Annotated in this window: 10 protein-coding genes; 7 read left to right on the top strand and 3 right to left on the bottom strand. The window is 59.0% G+C overall.

Annotated elements, in window-relative coordinates:
• Nucleotides 1-468: 468 nt before the first annotated feature.
• The 4 genes from GGR28_RS09270 (at nucleotide 469) to GGR28_RS09285 (ending at nucleotide 8740) form a co-directional block, all read left to right on the top strand.
• On the top strand, nucleotides 469-2958 hold the full coding sequence (locus GGR28_RS09270; RefSeq protein ID WP_183495504.1) for an FtsK/SpoIIIE family DNA translocase: 2490 nt from the start codon (nucleotides 469-471) through the stop codon (nucleotides 2956-2958).
• Between the two features lie 429 nt (nucleotides 2959-3387).
• Nucleotides 3388-5607: a T9SS type A sorting domain-containing protein gene (locus GGR28_RS09275; protein WP_183495505.1), complete on the top strand. Its 2220-nt coding sequence runs from the start codon at nucleotides 3388-3390 to the stop codon at nucleotides 5605-5607.
• Between the two features lie 157 nt (nucleotides 5608-5764).
• Entirely contained in the window at nucleotides 5765-6919 is a 1155-nt protein-coding gene (locus GGR28_RS09280) for a hypothetical protein (protein ID WP_183495506.1), read from the top strand.
• Between the two features lie 84 nt (nucleotides 6920-7003).
• A complete protein-coding gene (locus tag GGR28_RS09285; protein WP_183495507.1) occupies nucleotides 7004-8740 on the top strand; it encodes a sulfatase family protein in 1737 nt (578 codons plus the stop codon).
• 4 nt (nucleotides 8741-8744) lie between these two features.
• Here the strand turns inward: GGR28_RS09285 and GGR28_RS09290 are convergent, their stop codons facing one another.
• Complete coding sequence (locus tag GGR28_RS09290) at nucleotides 8745-9932, bottom strand: M16 family metallopeptidase (protein ID WP_319936719.1); 1188 nt, start codon at nucleotides 9930-9932, stop codon at nucleotides 8745-8747.
• Between the two features lie 227 nt (nucleotides 9933-10159).
• Here GGR28_RS09290 and GGR28_RS09295 point away from each other — a divergent pair, with 227 nt between their 5' ends.
• Complete coding sequence (locus GGR28_RS09295; RefSeq protein ID WP_183495509.1) at nucleotides 10160-13444, top strand: S41 family peptidase; 3285 nt, start codon at nucleotides 10160-10162, stop codon at nucleotides 13442-13444.
• A 9-nt stretch (nucleotides 13445-13453) separates the two neighbouring features.
• On the opposite strand, the gene dnaN is transcribed toward GGR28_RS09295, so the two are convergent.
• On the bottom strand, nucleotides 13454-14572 hold the full coding sequence (dnaN, locus tag GGR28_RS09300) for a DNA polymerase III subunit beta (protein WP_183495510.1): 1119 nt from the start codon (nucleotides 14570-14572) through the stop codon (nucleotides 13454-13456).
• Nucleotides 14573-14777: 205 nt separating this feature from the next.
• The gene (locus tag GGR28_RS09305) at nucleotides 14778-17387 is read right to left on the bottom strand and encodes a TonB-dependent receptor (protein WP_183495511.1); all 2610 of its coding nucleotides are present in this window, start codon (nucleotides 17385-17387) and stop codon (nucleotides 14778-14780) included.
• Between the two features lie 75 nt (nucleotides 17388-17462).
• On the opposite strand from GGR28_RS09305, the gene GGR28_RS09310 reads away from it, so the two are divergent.
• Both GGR28_RS09310 and GGR28_RS09315 read left to right on the top strand, forming a co-directional pair.
• A complete protein-coding gene (locus tag GGR28_RS09310) occupies nucleotides 17463-18407 on the top strand; it encodes a D-2-hydroxyacid dehydrogenase (RefSeq protein ID WP_183495512.1) in 945 nt (314 codons plus the stop codon).
• A 55-nt stretch (nucleotides 18408-18462) separates the two neighbouring features.
• A complete protein-coding gene (locus tag GGR28_RS09315; protein WP_183495513.1) occupies nucleotides 18463-20511 on the top strand; it encodes a ComEA family DNA-binding protein in 2049 nt (682 codons plus the stop codon).
• The last annotated feature ends 428 nt before the right edge of the window (nucleotides 20512-20939 follow it).

A 20939-nucleotide genomic window follows, 5' to 3' on the forward strand; every position in this document is an offset into this window, starting at 1 on the left:
CTGCAAACGGCTGAAGCTTCCCCAGCGGAGAAGTACCGGCTACACTTCCAAATTACATAGGGTAACCAGGCGACCCTATCCTGTACTGTCCTGTTTGACGAACCCACGGAGAATCAATCCCGTACACGAATTTTTCCTAACCGTGTCAGTATGACGCAGTTGCGTTTTCCGATAGCTCCCCTGCAGCTCATCAAAATTTCTGATTTTTTTTAGCCGCAACCGCAAATTTTGTTCGGGCGGGGCCGCAGGTGCAATGAATAATCGCTGAGCAAAGCACCCCATGGGACAGTACCACCCGGCCGGACCTGCTCGTCCAACTGCTGCAGAAGGCCGGCAAGCGCCTCATCGGGCAAGCATACCGGCGCAATGGTCACCAAAACAGGTTCCGGGATAACTTCCGGCAGCTGACCTTCGTTCCCCTCATTTATCGTAATTTCGCCGCCCGGCCCCACAAGCCCATCTTACTGCATGGCCAAAACGAAAAAAAAGAGCGGACAACTCGGTCTCCGGATGGGATTGAGCGACGAGCGTATACCGAAGCTGTTCGGTCTGCTGCTGATCTTCATCGCCATCTACCTCACGGTCGCTTTCGTCTCTTACCTCTTTACCTGGAAGATCGACCAGGACCGCGTGCTGCGTTTCAGCTGGAAATTGCTGAGTGAGGACGCCGCTTCGGTAGACAACTGGCTCGGTCGCCTCGGAGCCTTCCTCTCCAACTTCTTTATTTACTTCTGCTTCGGGCTGCCCAGTTTCATCCTAGTTTACTTCATCGGCAGACTGGGCCTGAACCGACTGCGCCGTGCACCCATCCGGCCCATGGCCAACCTTTTTGTGAAGCTGATGCTGTTTACCATCGGCGCGGCGGTGTTACTGAGCTTCGCCTTCGGCAGCCTTACGGACTTCCCCCTCGGCGGCGGCGTGGGAGACTACCTGGTTTCTCACCTAAGTGGTGTACTGGGTGGTTTCGGCGTGATCCTGCTGCTGCTTTTGTTACTGGGGCTGTACCTCATCTTCGAGGCACGTATCGATTTCAACGGATCGCCCCTGCAGATCAGGAACGACGTGGTCGATCACTTTTCGGAGATGCTGCGCTTTCGGGGTAAGCCACGTCCGTCTGCTTCTTCGGTTCGCACCGCACCTGCGGCCCCGCCCGAGTCTAAGCTTTCCGCCGGCGCTTCGCGACCGGAGGGAGGCCCCACCCGCGTACTGGCTCCCGGAGACCGCAGCGACTTCGAGATCGAAGGCCCGCGTACCCTGTCCGAACAGGGCGTCGAGCAAGTGCGCGGCGACCAAATGGAAATGCCCCTGGAATCGGTCGGCGATCTCACCCTCGTCAGTCACGACCCCCTCGCGGTAGGCAAGGACAACCTGACCGTTGCCGACGGCGACGAGGGTATCGACACCAGCCTGGCCGTCACCGAAGAAAACCAGAACCACACCGAGCCCTACGACCCTACGCTGGACCTGCCGAGCTACGAAAGCCCCCACCTGCAACTGCTGGTAGAATTCGATGGCGGCAAGCAGGAAGTGGACCGCGCCGAACTGGAAGCCAATAAGGACCAGATCATCGAGACGCTGCTCAACTATAAGATCGAGATCACTAAGATCCGGGCTACGATCGGACCGACCGTCACGCTGTACGAGATCGTACCGGCCCCCGGCGTGCGCATCTCCAAGATCAAGAACCTGGAGGACGACATTGCCCTCTCGCTGGCCGCGCTCGGCATTCGCATCATCGCGCCGATTCCCGGCCGTGGCACCATCGGTATCGAGGTACCCAACAAGAACCCCCAGATGGTGAGTATGCGGGAGGTGCTGGAGAGCGAGAAATTCCGCAACGCCAAGATGGATTTACCCCTGGCGCTCGGCAAGACCATTAAGAACGAGGTGCTGATCGCCGACCTGGCCAAGATGCCCCACCTGCTGGTAGCCGGTGCGACGGGACAGGGTAAGTCGGTCGGTATTAACTCGATCATCATGTCGCTGCTCTACAAGAAGCACCCCTCACAGGTGAAGCTGGTGATGATCGATCCGAAAAAAGTAGAACTTTTCCCCTACGCCAAGCTGGAGAGCCACTTTCTGGCCTTCCTGCCCGGGCAGACCGAGCCGATCACGACGGAAACCACCAAGGTCATCCACATCCTGAACTCGCTGTGCATCGAGATGGACCAGCGCTACGACCTGCTCAAGAAAGCGGCGGCGCGGAACATCAAGGAGTACAACGAAAAATTTGTGGCGCGGCGGCTGAATCCGGAGAAGGGACACAAATTCCTTCCCTTCATCGTGCTCATCATCGACGAGTTTGCCGACCTGATCATGACGGCGGGTAAGGAAGTTGAAATGCCGATTGCCCGCCTGGCCCAGCTGTCGCGTGCCGTGGGAATCCACCTGGTCATTGCTACCCAGCGCCCCTCGGTAAATATTATTACCGGGGTGATCAAGGCTAACTTCCCGGCCCGGATCGCCTATAAGGTGACGGCCAAGGTCGACTCGCGTACCATCCTCGATGCCGGTGGTGCCGATCAGCTCATCGGCCGCGGGGATATGCTGCTGAGTAACGGGGGCGACGTGGTGCGCCTGCAGGGTGCTTTCGTGGACACTCCGGAGGTGGAGGAAGTAATCAACTTCATCGGTAACCAGCGTGGATACGTAGAGCCCTACCTCCTCCCTGAATACAACACCGACGAAGAGATGGCCGGATCGGGTGCCCTGAGCTACGCCGACCTCGACGACATGTTTGAAGATGCCGCCCGTCTCATCATTACCCAGCAGCACGGCTCCACCAGCATGGTACAGCGTCGCCTGAAGCTCGGTTACAACCGCGCCGGCCGCATCATGGACCAGATGGAGCAGCTCGGCATCGTGGGGCCCGCACAGGGCTCGAAGCCGCGGGAGGTACTCGTATACGACGAAATGGAGCTTACGCGCTTCATCGACGACCTGCGCAATCGGGGATAACGATAATTAAGTTCGAACTTTTATTGTAGTTACTTGGTTGTATATACAATACAAAGTACTTTTGTAGTACTTGATTGAATCACTCGCTCTTGCGATGATCCGTTTTACTTTTCAGACACGACACATGAACAATTTATCAAGCACCATTTATATGGTGTCCCGTGCCAATTGGCACCTCCCCTCCCCTTCTCCCCCGATACCCAATACTGAGCGCTCAGCTTAGTACGCCTCGTTTTGCGGTCCTAGTTTACGTCATTACCGGCTCCCGGCTAGGGGGTTGATGCTGCGCGTAACTGCCGGGATCCAGGCAACCCTCATTATTATTTTGTAGACACTATTTCCCCGTCACGCTATTGCGTGCGGTTAAAGACACTTGAACAGATGACACACTTTTATTCCTCTGCCCTTTTGGGCAAGGCCGCCACATGTATGGCCACCCTCTCCTTCTTATTCTTCACCTCTATCCCCGCGGCTGCCTTCTCGCCCGGTTGTGGAAGTGGTGCCCCCATCACCTACTTACAGGATGATAGCGACGGCGACGGTCTCGTCGTAATGGAGGCGGAAAATCCGACTTCCAGCGCTGGATCTACGTATCCCGATCACGGTTCCGACGTAGCCTGGTGGGAGTACTCCACCAATTCCGCCAGCAACGGAGCGTACGTAAAGGTTCCTACCAGCGTCCAACTCGCTGACGGTCAGCCACCGAAGGGCGCGCAACTGACCTACGAAATTGAGTTCGTAAAGACCGGCACCCACTATATAAACCTGCGCTACTGGGCGGCAAACTCGAACGACAATTCGGTCTATATCGCGATCGACGGCGTCGTATTTCAGGATGCGTGGAACCTTACCGCCGGCAACGACAGCTGGGCCTGGGAACGCGCGCCCTCCGGCTTTACTGTTTCTTCCCCGGGCGTACATACCGTCACGATCTACCATCGCGAGGACGGTCTGTACTTAGACAAGGCGGTGATTTCTTCCACCAGCGACTTTACCGTAGCGGATTTTGGTCCGGAAGTGACCGAATACGGAACAAGTACCGCAAAGGCAACCAACGACCGCGTCGGGTACAAAGAAGACAACCGTACCGGTAAGGGCATCATCGTCATCGAAGCGGAAGCACCGACCAATAACGTAGCCGGACGGGCGGATTTTGAGTGCCGACAGTGGATAGAAGTGGTCGATACCACCGCCAGTGGTGGAACGTACATGACTACTGACGATCAGACCACTCACGCTACGCCCGACAAAATGTGGTCCGCCCCCCGCCTCGACTTTGAAATAGAAGTGACGGAGATAGCCACTCATTACATCCACATTCGTCACCGGGGCGGCAGCACCAGCAACAAATTCTACCTGGCCGTTAACCATCACTTCGTGGATAAGTGGAAGATCGCCAATTCTTCGCCCCAATGGAGTTGGGAGAGCCCGCAACAGGGGTACAGTGTCACTGCTGCCGGCACCTTTCTCCTGAGCATCATTATGCGGGACGACAACACCCCTATCGATAAGATCATCATCACCACCGACCGGAATTACACCCCCAGCACCAAAGGACAGCACACTACCGAAGTAGTGCCACCAAACATGGTATTCCAGCAAACGGGAGTATCCAACGTAGTCGAACTGTCGCTGGAGAAACCCTCCCGTAACCTGGCCGGCATCGGAGAGTACGAAGCACTTCGGTGGACAAATACCGCCGACGCCACGGCCATCGGGGAACGTTACGCGATCGTCCCGAACGGCAACAGTGGTGAGATCACGGCCAACAACGCAAAGTCCGCCAACGCTCCTGTGCTCGAGTTCAATATCGACTTCGTGCGAACGGGTACCCACTACATCTCCACCCGCCACCGTGCCCCCGACAATGCAAACAACTCCTACACCATGGCCCTAGACGGGGTGTTGGTAGCCGAGCAAGAAATCTTCCCGCTCAGCCCCAACGAATGGGTATACCAGGACGACCTTCCGACCATCAACATCACCACGCCGGGCATACACACCTTTAGTGTATACATGCGGGAAGATGGCACCCCCCTCGACCATATCGTCATCAGCAGCAGCCCGGCATTCAATGCCCAAACCATGCCCATCGAGTTGCTCAGCTTCACCGGCCAGGCCGCCGCGGACCACAACGCGCTGGAGTGGTCCAGCATCTACGAAGACAATACCGCTACTCACCTGGTGCAACGTAGTGAAACCGGTCACGACGGCTGGCAGACCCTGGGCCGCGTTGCCGCCGCCGGCAACAGCAATACCCGGATCGATTATTCCTTCGAGGACCGGCAGGCACCGAGCCTGGCCTACTACCGTATCGTAACGGTAGACCTGGACGAAAGCGAGTCAATCAGCAGCATGGTATCGATCGTTCGGAATACTACCCGGCGCCAGATGGCCACGGTGTCCGTTTACCCCAATCCCGCCACCGAATACGCTAACCTGAGCTTCGAACACCCGACCGGTGGTGACATCGAACTGCGCATCGCTACCCTGTCCGGGCGCACGGTTGCCACCAAGCGCTCGGTCGCCGCGGCCGGCACGAACCGGGAAACGATTATGCTCGATCGTTTACCCGCGGGTACCTACGTCATCACCGGATCGCTTGGCGGAGGAGTCACGATCGCCGAGCGCCTGGTGGTTCAACACTAAAGACTGTCTACATTCTCCTTATCGCGAAGCCCGCCGAATCATCGATTCGTGCGGGCTTCTGTTTGGGTGAAAGTGGCGGGAGTAACGGGGCATACTACCTCCCCGTAAAGTCCGTTAATTAGTTGAATTCGTTGTCCAGTTAAGTCTCTCTCACAAAATGGTTTCTCTCTTTACCCGTGCGTACTTCCGCACCCGGCGCTGGTGTGCCGTCCTAAGTATCGCGTTGACCTGCGTCGCTCAGGTAGCAGCTCAGGCCGACCCAAGCAACGTTTATACTCAGGATGCGGGACCGGACAAACTGGTTTCTATTCCGCTGGAGCATCCTACGCGAAAAATTGCCACCGAGATCGGAAGCATCTTCTACAATTGGATCGAAGCCAGCGATGCAACCGCCCAGGATGGGGCATACACCAGCGTTCCCAACAACGACCTTCCCATTTTGCCGGCTATCCTGGGTGAATCTCCAACGGTTGAGTACGACGTCAATTTTGTGAGCACCGGAATACATTACCTCTACTTCCGCCACCGCTCCCCGAACGGCAATGACAACTCCCTACACGTCTTTTTCGACGACGTACTCGTGGAGACGCACGAGTTTACCGTTAACCCCGAGAACGTTTGGGAAATCGAAGCGCTTACCGCCACGATCAACATCGCCTCGACCGGCCTACACACCGTCCAGATCCTTATGCGCGAGGACGGCACTTCGATCGATCACCTTACGATAAGCGATAACGTTGACCTGTTTGCGGCAAGCCTGCCCCTTGACCTACTGTCTTTCCAAGGAAAGGCCAATTCCTCGACCAACCTTCTCCGCTGGACCACCGCCCACGAGGAGAATACGGACCGCTTTGTCGTCCAGCGATTTATTAACCATAAATGGGCTACCGTAGGAGTAAAAAAGGCCCTCAACAAGGGCGATCGGTTGATTACCTACGAATGGGAAGATCCGCATCCCGACCCGACGTCGCTGTACCGCCTGCAGAATTACGATCTGGACGGAAGCTTCACCCTCAGCAATACCATCGTCGTAAACGCCGATATATCGGCAAACAGAGCGAATGTACTTCTCTATCCCAACCCGGCCCGCGAGCGCGTATCGGTACGGCTCGGCGAGCACGCCATGCAGTCGGTCGTCCTCATCCTGAGCAACACCGCCGGCCAGCGGGTCCTGGAACGACAGTACGAAGCGCGAGCCGATCTTCACGACATCGATCTGGGCCTGGAGGGACTGGTACCGGGAACTTACCTGGTGGGAGGCATGGTGGATGGGAAACGGCTGTCCCCCCAGAAACTTCTGGTGCGCAAGTAGGGGGCACAACGACCGGAAGAAGTAGCATGACGCGGTTATATTTGTGGGCATACCCCGCATCAATCATCCGCTTACCAATACCCTATGCTTTTCCGTTGGCTCCGCTCCTGCGGCCCCGCCCTGCTGCTGGCGCTCGTTTCCTGCCAAACTACTGACGAACGGCCGGAAACTCCTACCCCCGGGGTACAACCGAACGTGCTGTGGATCGTATGCGAGGATATGAGCCCCCTGCTGGCGGCATTCGGAGATTCAACCATACAAACGCCGAACCTGAGTCGCCTGGCTGCCCGCGGCGTCCGCTTCCCGAACACCTTTAGCGTGGCGGGTGTGTGTGCCCCGAGTCGTTTTGCCATCGCTACGGGCGTATACCCCATCAGCGGCGGAGGTCACCACATGCGGACGCAGAACGGCGTGAGACAACTCAGGGCCCTCGGCCTGCCGGGCGAATACGGCGCTCCGGTAGATACGAGCGTCAAAATGATGTCCCAGGTGCTCCGGGAAAACGGCTATTTCACCACCAATAACGCCAAGACCGACTACCAGTTCCAAGCCCCGAAGACCGCCTGGGACGAGCAGGGGTGGCAGGCCCACTGGAGACACCGCCCGCCGGGCAAACCCTTCTTCTCCATCTTCAACCTGGAAATCACCCACGAGAGTCAGGTGTGGTCGACCCGCCGCGGCACACTGCGCTTCCGGGAGGGCTTCGAGACGGATACCTTCCCCATGGAAGACTACCGCACTGGTTACAGCGAGGACGAACGGCCGGCCATTCAGTTGCCCGACGATCTACCGGTTCCCCTCCCCCCCTACCTGGCCGATACCGAGCTTACCCGCACGGACGTTCGCCGGGTCTACGATAACATTCGGATCATGGACGAGCAGGTTGGTTTTCTGCTCGACCAGCTGGAACAGGACGGGCTCACGGACTCCACCATCATCTTTTTCTACAGCGATCACGGCGGACCGTTGCCCCGCCAGAAGCGGTTGCTCTACGATAGCGGCCTGCGCGTACCCATGATCGTCGCCTGGCCCGACAACCGGCGGGCGGGGGAGATTGATTCTACGCTATTCAGCTTTGTCGATTTTGCGCCGTCAGTCGAGAGCATGGTGGGTATAGCACCCGCCGAATACCTGCAGGGGCAGGCCAACTTCGGTGAATACCGGGTTCCCGAACGCGACTACATCTTCGCGGCCAGCGACCGGCTCGACGAGCACTACGACCGCATCCGCGCCGCCCGCGATCACCGCTTTAAGTACCTGCGCAATTACTATCCCGAGCGTGGCTACTACCTGCCCCTGGTGTACCGGGAGCAGATGGCCTCGATGCAGGAACTGCTCCGCCTGCGCGACGAGGGCCGCCTTACCGACGCCCAGGCCGAGTGGTTCCGCAACCGTAAGCCGACCGAAGAACTGTTCGACACCCGGAACGACCCCCACGAGCTGACCAACCTGGCGGGCAGGCCCGAATACGCGGATAAACTTACGGAGCTCCGGGCGGCAATGGACGCATGGCTGGACCGCGTAGGTGACCGGGGAGCCGTACCGGAAGTGGAGATGGTCCAGGAGTTCTGGAACGGCAGCGACGAGATGCCCCTCACCGGTCGGCCGCAACTGCGGCGCGATAGCCTGGGCCGTTTCATTTTAGAGAGTAAAACGCCCGGAGCGCAGATCGCCTACCGCATTCTACCCGAAGACCAGGGCATCGAAGGGTGGCGGGTGTATACCGGGCCTTTCACCTTCAATACCGACGGTGGAGATACCCTGCGGGCGGTGGCCCAGCGGATCGGATACCGGGAGAGTGGACTGAGCGAGGGCTGGTAAGTACCTACTGAGTAGCCCCTCCGACAATTACTTCCCAGTCGAGTTCGGGACGCAGGTACTGCTGAGCAAGGGTACGAACCTCCTCCGCAGAGATGCCCCGAATGGTTTCGTCGAGCCGCAGGAGGTGGGAGGCCGCATCGTACTCCTTGATGATGGCCGAGCGGTAGCGGCCGCTGATGGCCAGTGGTCCGTCTAGGTCCATTACGAGTCCACCGATCAGGTAAGCCCGGACCATATCGAGCTCCGCGGGGGGGACGAGGTCCTGGCGGAGTTTGTCCATTTCGACCCCTATCTCCCGGCGAACCTCACCGACATTCTCATTGGCCACGTCGGCCGCGATACCGAAGGTGCCGTCGAAGCGGTAAGTATCCAGGTCGGTATCGATGCCGTAGGTGTAGCCTTTTTCTTCCCGGATGTTGCGCATCAGGCGACTGCCGTAGTACCCTCCTAGAATGGTTTCGAGTACGCAAAGCCCCGCGTAGTCGGGATCCGTAATGCGGAAGCCCCGGCGGCCACGGCGGATCATCGATTGTTGCGCGCGGGGGCGGTGGTGCTGAATGAGGCGGGGCGGGGAGGGTCGGACCGAATAGTCCGGATCGGCAGCTCGCGTACCGGAGGGCAATTGTCCGAAAGAAACTTCCAGTAGGTCCTCGACTTCCTTACTAAGTTTTCCAACAACACGCAGGGTGGCGTTGGCGGCACCGTAGTACTGCCGGTGGTGGTCTCTGACCAGATCCAGGGTGAGGGCGTCGTAGTCTTCCCGATTTCCACCGTAGCCGTAGGGATTATCGGCGCCGAAGGCGGCTTCCGAGAGCAATCGGTAGGCCAGGGTATCGGGGTCCTGCAGGTCCTCCCGCAGCTGTTGACGACTGCGCTTGAGGTAGCGCTTCAGATCACGGGGGGTGAACGTAGGCTCGGCGATCACCTCGGCCATCACGGGCAACAGGCGGGGGGCATGGCGGAGAATAGTGGCTACCGACAGGTTGGCCGTGTCCATATCTTCGGGAGTTACCAGCGCGGTGCCGTACTGCTCGAAGTAGGTTTCCAGTTCGGCGGCCCGGTAGTTTTTGCTTCCCTCGGTGAGCAGGGCGTTCGTGGCACCGGCGACCAGCCGTTGGGATTCGTAGGGACGTCCGGCCCGCCAGATCATTTCGACCGACAGGATCGGGGCTTGCTCCACGTGGATGGCCACTACGCGCAATCCATTACCTAATGTCCAGCAGCTCGCGGGCGGCAGGGCCGGCACCCGGGGTGGAAAAATGGGGGGGGCGTGTCGGTTACGAATGGGTGGGGCGGGTTGGTCAGCTCTTTGCAAACCGCCCAGAAGGCGAGTAGTTTATGCGGGGACGCAGGAGCAAGGTGAATGCGGGGAGCCATCCTGTCCGGACTACCTATCTTCATCGCTTTAATTTACTTGCCATGCTCCTGCGTTCCCGCCTGATTTTTCTTCTATTGCTTTGCTGTTCCTTTGCCCTGGCCACCCAGGGCACTCGGCTGCTCCGACAGCCCGACATAAACGGCGAACGCATCACCTTTACCTACGGTGCGGATGTCTGGACCGCCGGCCGGGACGGTGGAAACGTGCGTCGGATCACGAGCACTCCGGCGGTGGAATCAAACCCCCACTTCAGCCCAGACGGCCGGTGGCTGGCCTTTACCTCGTCGAGAAATGCGGGCGACAACGTTTTCGTGGTTCCCGTAGAGGGGGGCATTCCCACCCAGCTTACCTGGCATCCCAGCGATGCGCGGGTCCGGGGGTGGACAACGGACGGGCAGCGAATCCTGTTTGCCTCCACGCGGGAAACCGCCCCCGTACCCTTCAACCGGCTCTGGACGGTAGCCCTTGCCGGTGGCCCCGCCGCCCTCGTCAATCATCAGTGGGGCTACGATGGAAGCTATTCGTCCGACGGTACCCGACTGGCTCTGGACCGGATGAGTCGCTGGGACAGCGAGTGGAGAAACTACCGGGGAGGGCAAAACACCCCGCTCGTGGTGCTCGACCTGGAAACTCAGGAGGAGACGCTCATCCCCAACGAAAAAACCACCGATACCCACCCCACCTGGGTCGGGGACGAGATCTACTTCCTCTCCGATCGCGACTGGACAATGAACGTCTGGGCCTACCGTATTGCCGACGGCAATCTTCGGCAGGTTACCAACTTGGCGGGTTCCGACATCAAGTGGCTGGCCGGGGGGCAGAACGGACTAATCGTCGAGCGCGAAGGCTTGCTGCACCTGCTCGACCCGCAGTCCGGAACCCTGCGCCAACTTACCGTGGAAGTAAACGGCGATTTCCCCTGGGCCGAGGCGGGATGGGAGGATGTGAGCAAGCAGGCCGCCTCCGTGTCCCTCTCCCCTACCGGTAAGCGGGCGCTGATGGAAGCGCGGGGGGAAATCTTTACCGTGCCGACGGACAAGGGCAATTCCCGTAACCTCACGCGCAGTTCCTCCGTGGCCGACCGCGCGCCGATTTGGTCGCCGAAGGGTGATCAAATTGCCTGGTTCTCCGACGGCGACGGTGAGCAGTACCGACTATACCTGGCGGACCAGGACGGCCTCGGCGAACCGACGATCGTTCCCATCGGCGAATCTAAAATGGCGTGGAACCCGGCCTGGTCACCCGACGGAAAGTCCATCGCCTTCGTAGACGACGACGTGCGCATCCGCGTCATCGATCTTGCCACCAAACGCATTCGGACCGTCGACACCGGCGGTATGAACATCGACCGCGGCCGTACCGAGCCCGCCTGGTCGCCCGATTCCCGCTACCTGGCCTACATCAAATCGGGCAGCAACCGCTTCCGGCAGATCATGGTGTGGGATAGTGAGGACGAACAGGTGCACCCCCTCACCGATAATTTCGCCGACTCGTTCGCCCCAACCTGGGACAGGGACGGAAAGCACCTGTATCTCCTGGCGAGCACCGACCTGGCCCTCGGGGCCGGCTGGGCCAACACAAGCTCCATGCAGGCCGACCCCGAATACAAGGCGTACGTAATCGTACTACCCGCCGACCTCGATTCCCCTTTCCTTCCCGAAAGCGATGAGGAGATGACCCAGGACACCTCCGCTACGCCCCCCGCAAGTGCTTCGGAAGCAACCAACGGGGAAGCGATGTCCGACACCGCAAAGGACGACGAGAAGGATGGGCCGCCTGCGGTTCGCATCGATTTCGACCGCGTTAACCGGCGCACCGTCGCGCTTCCGGTTTCCGGTGCGAACTACGCCGGTATTGCTGCGGGTCCGGCCGGCACTCTCTTTCTGGCCGAACGGGACCCCACCGGCCGCGCAACTACCCTGCAAAAATTTACCCTGGAAAAACGGGAGGCCAAAGAATTCGCTACGGGAGTCACGAATTTTGCCGTTTCGGCCGACGGTAAAAAGATCCTCTTTCGCACCGGCGAAACGTGGACACTGGCCGGCACGGACGCCGCTGACGGCAAATCCGGCGAGGGCATAAAGCCTCAGCTTAGCATGAAACTCGATCGCCTGGCCGAATGGAAACAGATCTTCGAGGAGGCCTGGCGCTACGAGCGTGATTACTTCTACGATCCGGAGTTGCACGGCCGCGACTGGGACGACGTTTACACCCGTTACGCCCCACTCGTCCCCTACATTCGCCACCGTGACGATCTCAGTTACCTCCTCGACCAGCTAGGCGGCGAACTATCCGTGGGGCACAGCTTTGTTTTTGGCGGCGACCTTCCCGAAACCGACAAGTCGCGGGTCGGGCTGCTGGGTGCCGACCTTCGGCAGGACCGTGGTCGCTGGCAGATCGCCCGCATCTACACTACCGAGAGCTGGAATCCCAACCTTTCCAGCCCCCTCGACCGACCGGGGCTCACGGTTCGCACCGGCACTTACCTTGTGGGCATCAACGGTCGGGAGCTCACCGCGCAGGACGATCCTTACGCCCTCCTCGATGGTACTGTGGGCAGACAGACCGTGCTTCACCTTAACGACGCTCCCGATTTCAGGGGCAGCCGGGAAGAGATCGTGGAGCCGATCGCCAGTGAAAATGCGCTGCGCCAGCGCGCCTGGGTAGAAGACAATCGCCGGAAGGTCGATTCGCTGTCCGGCGGTCGACTGGCCTACGTGTGGGTCCCCAACACCGGCGGTGCCGGCTTCGTGAACTTTAACCGCTACTACTTTGCCCAGCAGGACAAGCAGGGAGCGGTTATTGACGAACGCTTCAACGGCGGGGGCCTACTCGACGACTACATGGTAGACCTCATGACCCGTACGGTGAGGGCCGCCATCACCAATGAGGTACCCGGCGGTATCCCCTTCCAGTTACCCGCCGGCATCCTCGGCCCGAAGGCCCTGCTCATTAATGAGCGTGCAGGTTCCGGCGGTGACTACTTCCCCTGGGCGTTCAGGCAGCAGGAGGTCGGTCCGCTTATCGGTGCCACCACCTGGGGCGGACTGGTCAAGTCTTCCGTGCACTACGGCTTCGTCGATGGTGGTGCGATGACGGCCCCCGACAACGCGGTGTTTGATCCGGTCAGGGAGGAATTCATTGGAGAGAATACGGGTATCGCCCCGGATATCTTCGTTCGGCAAGATGCCAAGGCCCTGAGCGAGGGACGCGATCCTCAGCTCGAGCGAGCGGTAGAGGAAGTACTGAACATGCTGGATGAACGGGAGCCGCTGGAGGTGGTAAATCCACGCTATCCTACGCCAGCTACCGGCAACAAGCGTTGAGTGAGTCGGCTAGTTGCTCAGCATTACCGGCATCACCAGCATCATGATGTCTTCGCCACCATCCTGCTCCGTCGGCACCAAAATGCCGGCGCGGGTTGCGGTAGACATTTCCAGACGCACCTCTTCGCCTTCCAGTACGCCGAGCATCTCTACCAGAAATTTCGCGTTGAAGCCGATCTGGAGGGGGGTACCGTCGTAGGAGCAACTGAGTTGTTCGGTGGCTTCGTTGCTGAAGTCGAGGTCCTGGGCACTAACGGTGAGGCTGCCGTCGGCAATGTTCAGGATCACCTGGTTGGTGGTCTTGTTGGCGTAGATGACGATCCGCTTCAGGCTGTTCTGAAAATCGGCGCGGTTGACGAGGAGAACGTTGGGGTTGTCGACGGGGATGACGGCGTTGTAGTCCGGGTAGCGCGCATCGATGAGGCGGCAGGCGATCTTGGTGTCGCCGTACTCAAAAAAGGCATTTGCCTTGTCGAAGCTGATGCTCACCGTAACGTCGGAATGGGGCAGCGCACCCTTTAGCAGGTTCAGGGCCTTCTTGGGGATAATGAAGCTGCTCGTGATTTCTCCGTTCAGGTCGCTGAGGCTGTACTTGACCAGTTTGTGGGCATCGGTAGCGACCATGGTCAGCTTCGAAAAATCGACCTGGAAGAAGACGCCGGTCATGGCGGGCCGCAGTTCGTCGGTGGAGGTGGCGAACAGGGTTTTATTGATTCCCTCCAGCAAGCTCATGGCCGTGACGCTGATCTCATCGGCTTCGCTCGGGGTAGGAATATTGGGGTAGTCGCCACCGGGCTCACCGGCCAGCTTGTACTTACCGTAGGCACTGGTGATGGAGATGCCGTAGTTGTCCTCGTTGATGTCGAAGGTGATGGGTTGCTGAGGAAGGGCCTTCAGGGTATCGATGAGGATGCGGGCGGGTACGGCTACTTGTCCGTCGCCGTCGGCATTAACTTCCAGGCTCGTTACTACGCTGGTTTCCAAGTCCGTGGCCGCAATGTGCAGCGTCTTCCCCTCGATGGTAAACAGAAAATCTTCCAGAATCGGCAGCACCGGATTCGAAGCGATTGCTCCACCCGCAAGCTGTAATTTCTTCTGCAGGTCGGAACTGGAAACGGAGAACTTCATAGGGGTCGTGGCTTTGGGCAAACTTACCTGAAAGGATTTACAATTGACAATTTAAGTGCCAGAATTTAAAATTTGCCGCGTCCTCGTCGGCTGACGCTACGTCGTCCGCCGAGTTGAGGCGGTAAATGTTAATGGTGAATCTTCCTAAGCTGTAGTCGGCGGACGAGCCTCGTGCCTCGGTCGGCCGACGACTTTACTCGGTCGACTAACTTCCGGGTCTCCACCGCAGCCCCGCAACTCCCCATACGCCGTACTGGGTCTTGGATGTAAGCAGGGAGCCATCCTCATCGGGTTTGCCGATGTAGCGCTCGGCGCGATGATCAGTGACATTATTGAGGCGCAGGTAGGCGGAAATGCCCCGGAAGAGTTCATAATCCGCAGCCAGATCGAGGCTGATGATGGCGTTGATCCAGATGGGCTCGCCGTCCTGTAGCAGATCGAGGGTGGAACTGCGGTAGTTGCCGGCGATCACGAGATTGAGGCGTTGCTTGGGGTTGCTGTACACCACGCTGAGGTTGGCCGACCGGCGGGGTGCCTGGGCCAGGGTGGCATCCTCGGCGTCCTGATCCTGGAGCCTGTAGTTGTTGAAGTTGAGGTTGCCGTTGAGGTTCAGGTAGCGCCAGCCCGGGTTGAGAAAGGCCAGGTTCTGGTAGAATCCCACTTCCAGGCCCAGTAAGCGCGCATCGGACGTATTCATCAGCGAATAACCGAGAGAGGGCTGGTCTTCCACGAAGGTGAATTCAGCCGTCCGGATCGTAGGATCCTCCAAGAATTTGGCGTAGGCGCTGACGCTGATCAGTCCGTCGTTGCGCCCGTAGCGCTCGTAGGTCAGGTCAAAATTCCGGCTGTAGGTAGGATCCACGTCCGGATTACCAATGGAGAAGACATCGAGCCGCGACTGCCGCCGTTCCGCGAAGGACTCGGTAGGTACCAGGGTGGAGTATGGTACCCGGGCAATGGCTTCGTAGTAGGAGAATCGCAACTGGCGATCGCGACGGATCCGGTAAGTAAAGTTGAGGCTGGGGAACAGGTTGCTGTATGAGGTACTGTCCGCTCGTCCGTCCCGCAATAGGGTATAATCCAGGTTGGTGAACTCGTAGCGGAGGCCAACGGAACTGGTAAGCTTCGCCGTCCAGTTTGCGACATACATCAGGTAGCCCGCGGCAATTTTCTCGGAGGCGTAGTAGTTCGGTCCCGCGTCCAGGTCGGGGCGTATGACCAGGGGACCCTCGGCGTCCAGATCGGCAAACTCGCCCGGAGCCACCTCCTGCCCGGGACGACCGACCACGCGGGTATAAAATTCACGGTACGTCCGCTCCTTGATCCGGTAACGGGCACCGGCACGGAGGAAACTCGTGCGACCGTTGCCGATGTACTTGGTAAAGTTGATGCCTCCGATAGCGATGTCTTCCTCCAGATCCAGGTTCTGCTGTTCGGTCGACCGGCGGGGGACTTGTGTTTCGAAGCGCGTGTCGGTCGGGACCAGGGCCAGAAACTCAGCGTCGGTTACATCGCGGGTTGGGCCGAAGACGAGACTATTGTAGGACCGTTGTCGGTCAATGAGTCGTTCGGCAGTGCTGGCAAAGCTGAGGGCGTAGTCGACGAGGAGATTCTTAAAGTTGTTCTCTACCTCCAGAGCGACCATGTTGAGGCGACGTTCTTCCCGCCACTTGCTGGTAATGCGATTTTCCAGTGGTGCGCGAGTCCGGAAGAAGTTAACCTCCCGGGCCATGACGTCGTCGTCGTTGGCGCTGTAATTGTAGCTCAGACGCAATCGGTTGTAAATACTCGGGCGGAGCTCAACGGCACCGATGACGCCGCGCTTGGTGGAGATGCGATCGGTATCGATGGGCCTCACCCGACTGACCTGGGTGCCGGTCACGCCGTTATCTCCGTAGTCGTACCGCTGGGTCCGGTTGCCGCGGGCGTGGCGGAAGTAGCTGCCGGCGAGGAGTCCGTACATGGTCTCATCGCTTAGTTCCGAATTAAGCACTGCGGCGGCCTGGGTGATACCGGATTGTTGTCCCGGTATCTGGTCGAAGCCGAAATTGCTGCCCAAACCGCCCTGTAGCAGTACCTCAAACCGGTCCTCCGGTTGCCGGATCCGAAAATCAACGGTACCCCCGATGGCGTCGGCATCGAGATCAGCGCTACGTGCCTTGATGACCCGGACCTCGTCGACCAGGTTAGATTGGATGATATCGAGGCTTCCGGCGCGGTCGGCTTCGGGCTGTACGGTCGGCAAACGCTGCCCGTTTAGTGATATGGCGGTGTACTGCTCGGGCAAGCCCCTTACCTGTACCATATCTCCCTCGCCGCGGTTGCGGGTGATGGTTACGCCGGGCATGCGCTGTACGGTTTCCGCCAGGGTGATGTCGGGGTACTTGTTGAACAGCTCGGAATGGATGATCGTCTGCACCGCAATGGCCGACTGCTGCACCCGCAACGCCTGGGCCTGACCGGACGCGCGGCGACCGTACACGATCACTTCGCCCGTACTGACAAAATTTTCGCTCATCACGATGTCGAGCTCAAACTCCCGGTCGGTGACCGATATCTGGAGAATGGTATCGAAGTTCTCGTATCCGATGTAAGAAGCCAGGATTCGGATGCGGCCGGGGGGCACCGAGAGGGAATAGTGTCCATCGTCATCGCTCACGTCGCCGATCACCGATCCGACGACCTGGACGGAACAACCGATGAGGGTATCCCCGCTTTCGGTAAGTACCGTCCCCACGATTTCCGCTTCCTGGGTGAAGAGGGGACCTGAACACAACGCGATGAAAAAGGAAAATAGCAGTGGTTGGTAACGCATAACGGTTAAAGCGACCCGGGGGATTGGTTTGTTTACGGCTGACTTTTATAATTTACCCGGCATAAACCCAAGTGTATGTCAGCCGCCCCAAAAATAGTATTTCTCGATGCCGCCTCCGTAGACAAACTGCCCACCTACGATAAATTCAACGAACTGGGGGAGTTCACGTCCTACGCCCGCACGGCATCCGCCGAATTCATGGAGCACGCCACCGGGGCCCAGGTGCTGATCACGAACAAAATCGAACTTACCGCCGAGCGCATCGAGCAGTTGCCCGACCTCCGACTGATCTGCGTAGCGGCCACCGGCACCAACAACGTCGATAAGGACGCCGCAAAGGCCCGCAACATCCCCGTTCGCAACGTATCCGGCTACAGCACCGATTCCGTTGCCCAACTCACCATGACCGCCCTTTTCGCCGTAGCGATGGACCTGATCTACCTCAACCGCGCGGTGTACGAGGGGCATTACGGTAAGGCCAAGGACTTCACCTTCTGGCGCCACCCCTTTTACGAGCTTGGAGGGGCCCGCTTCGGCATCATCGGTATGGGTACGATCGGACGGCGGGTCGCGGAACTGGCCACCGCCTACGGAGCAAAGGTCGTTTACTACAGCAGCCGCGGCCACGATCACGATGTTCCTTACCCCAGGGCAGAACTGGACGAGCTGCTTGAAACCTGCGAGGTCATCAGCATCCACTGTGCCCTCACCGACGATACCCGTAATCTGCTGGGCTACGCGGAACTGAAAAAAATGAAACCGTCTGCTTACCTGGTCAATATGGCCCGCGGCGGCATCGTCGACGAGGCAGCCCTGGTACGCGCGCTCAACGAAGACCGGATTGCCGGAGCCGCCATCGACGTGTTCACCGAAGAGCCGCTCCCCGACGACCACGTCTACCTCACCGTCCGCGACCAACACCGGCTCCTGCTCACTCCCCACGTCGCCTGGGCCAGCGTGGAAGCCCGTACCCGCCTGATCGAGGGGATAATGGACAATATTCGGCAGGGGTGGGAGTAAATTTCCAATGTCAAATTTTCAATTTCCAATCTTAAATTTTCAATTTTAAATTTCCGTGCGGCAGCTAGCTTCACCCGGATTTTTCTTGCTCCTGCGCGCCGCCGCCCTGTTGTGGTTGCTTATGAGTGGTAGCCTGTTTGGTCAGACGGAAACCGAGCAGCTGATCGAGGACATCGTTGCTCAGGAGGCCGAGGACGGGGGTGAGTTTACCTTCAACGAGGCGTTTGGCCTGCTGGAGGCCTACCGGGAGCGACCGCTGGACCTTAACCGCGCGACCACGGAGGAACTCAGCGCCACTTACCTGCTTTCTTCCATTCAGATCGACCAGTTGCTCGCATACCGCGAAAAGATGGATGGCCTGATCAGCATTTACGAGCTACAGAGCATCCCGGGACTCGATCTGGAGACCATCCGCCGTATGCTGCCCTTCGTGCGGGTTGGGAACGGACTCGATGACGTGAGCGTCTCCCTTACACGGATGCTCCGCGAGGCTGACCGGGAGGTATATTTCCGCAGCGGCCGCAAGCTGGAAACCGCGCGTGGATACGAAGGGCCTGACCCCAAATACGCGGGTGGCCCCTGGCGCAACTACCTTAAGTACCGGCAGCGCTACGGCAACCAACTGAGCGTAGGGATCGTGGCGGAAAAAGACCCGGGAGAATCCCTGCGGCGGGGCTTCGACTTTTATAGTGCCCACTTCTTCCTGCGCAACCTCAACCGACGGGTGAGGGCCGTAGCACTGGGCGACTTTACGGTAAGTTTCGGGCAGGGATTGATCCTCTACACCGGTTTCGGCTTCGGCAAAAGCAGCCTGACGACCACCGTAGCGCGCGGCTCCCCTACCCTACAGCCGTACGCGAGCGTGAACGAGTTCAGTTTTATGCGCGGCGCGGGAGTGACCCTGAATCTGACCGACAAAATCGAAGCGACCGTATTCGCCAGTCGGCGCGGGCGCACGGCTAACCTGAGTCCCGATTCGGCAAGCGTGAGTTCCCTGAATCTAAGTGGCTATCACCGGACGGAAAATGAAGTGGCCGACCGCAACTCAATCCGTCAGTATAGCTACGGCGGCAGTGTCCGCTTGCGCCCCCTCCCCCGGCTTCGGCTCGGACTTAACTACCTCGGCGAACACCTGAGCAAGCCGCTGCTGCCCCGGCCACAGCCGTATAATCTGTATTACTTTACGGGCACCGACCTGCACAACCTTAGCCTCGACTACCGCTACCGCCTGCGCAACTTTTCCTTCTTTGGCGAGGTCGCGGGTGCAGTGCGTGCCGGAAAAGCAATGCTTCACGGCATCAACATCGGGCTCGATCGGCGAGCGGATATCGTGGTGGTGTACCGAAAGTACGACCGGGACTACCGGGCGCTCAGCGCCCGCCCCTTCGGCGAGGCGAATGGCGGACGCAACGAGGAAGGTATTTACCTGGGTCTTGAGCTGCGCCCCGCGCCCCGCTGGCGACTCAACGCCTACTACGATCTCTGGCGCCACGACTGGCTACGGTTTAATATCGACGGGCCGAGCACGGGACGGGAATACCGGCTGCGCGCGACGTACACCCTCAAACGCAAATTGGACGCTTACCTGGAGGTGCGTAGCGAGACCAAGGGACAGGGTGCTGCCGGCGGCCCGGATGCCAGGCTGGATTACGTTGTGGACCGTACGCGATTCCAGGCCCGGCTGCATACGGGATACAAACTCACCAGCGCACTGGAATGGCGCAGCCGCCTTGACCTTGGGTACACCGAAGATCCGGCGAGGGGTCGACAGCGTGGCGTTATGCTATACCAGGACCTTCACTACCGCCCGCTCGGTCCCTTCAGTTTCTCGGCCCGGGTAGCCGTTTTCGATACGGACGGCTACGACGTTCGATTCTACGAATACGAAAACGGGCTGACGTACAACGCCTTCGTACTGCCCTACTACAATGAGGGGGCACGGAGCTACGTATTGCTTAGGTATAAGGGAATTCGGCGGCTTACCCTGGAGGCCCGGGTTTCTCAGACGCGATACTTCGACGGGCGCACCTTCGGTAGTGGATGGGAGGCCACCGGTAAAACGCACCGGACGGAGGTAGCCGGTCAGGTGATCTGGCGGTGGTAGCGATGTTCGGGGGCAAGTACTAAAGCCCGGCGACTAGGTCAGTAACATACAAGGCGGGATGGAAACAATTCAGTGTGTTCATAGTGCTTAAAATGCAATACCGACCGGATGCGATTCCGGCGATACCTAACGATCCCGCCAGGCAACCTGCCGCCGGGCGAATCTTGGAGCGGTCACCGTCAGTAGCCGACGATTGTGCTACAATCCATATAGTACGTGTTCCAAAGATAGGCAGATCAGCATATGTACAAATCACCAATACTAATGAATTGACCCCCTCCCAAAGTAGCCTTACGCCCGATAATTTATGGCCAACTTACGTAATGAAAGGGCGTCCCCACGTATCGGAAAATTCTAGAATACGGCCCGCATCTCTGGTGTTTGCGGGATGCTGTAAGTGGGGTCACCGGCAGTTACGGGCGGCGGAT

Origin of the sequence: Neolewinella aquimaris (genome assembly GCF_014197245.1) — a bacterium.
In the GTDB taxonomy this organism is placed as follows: domain Bacteria; phylum Bacteroidota; class Bacteroidia; order Chitinophagales; family Saprospiraceae; genus Neolewinella; species Neolewinella aquimaris.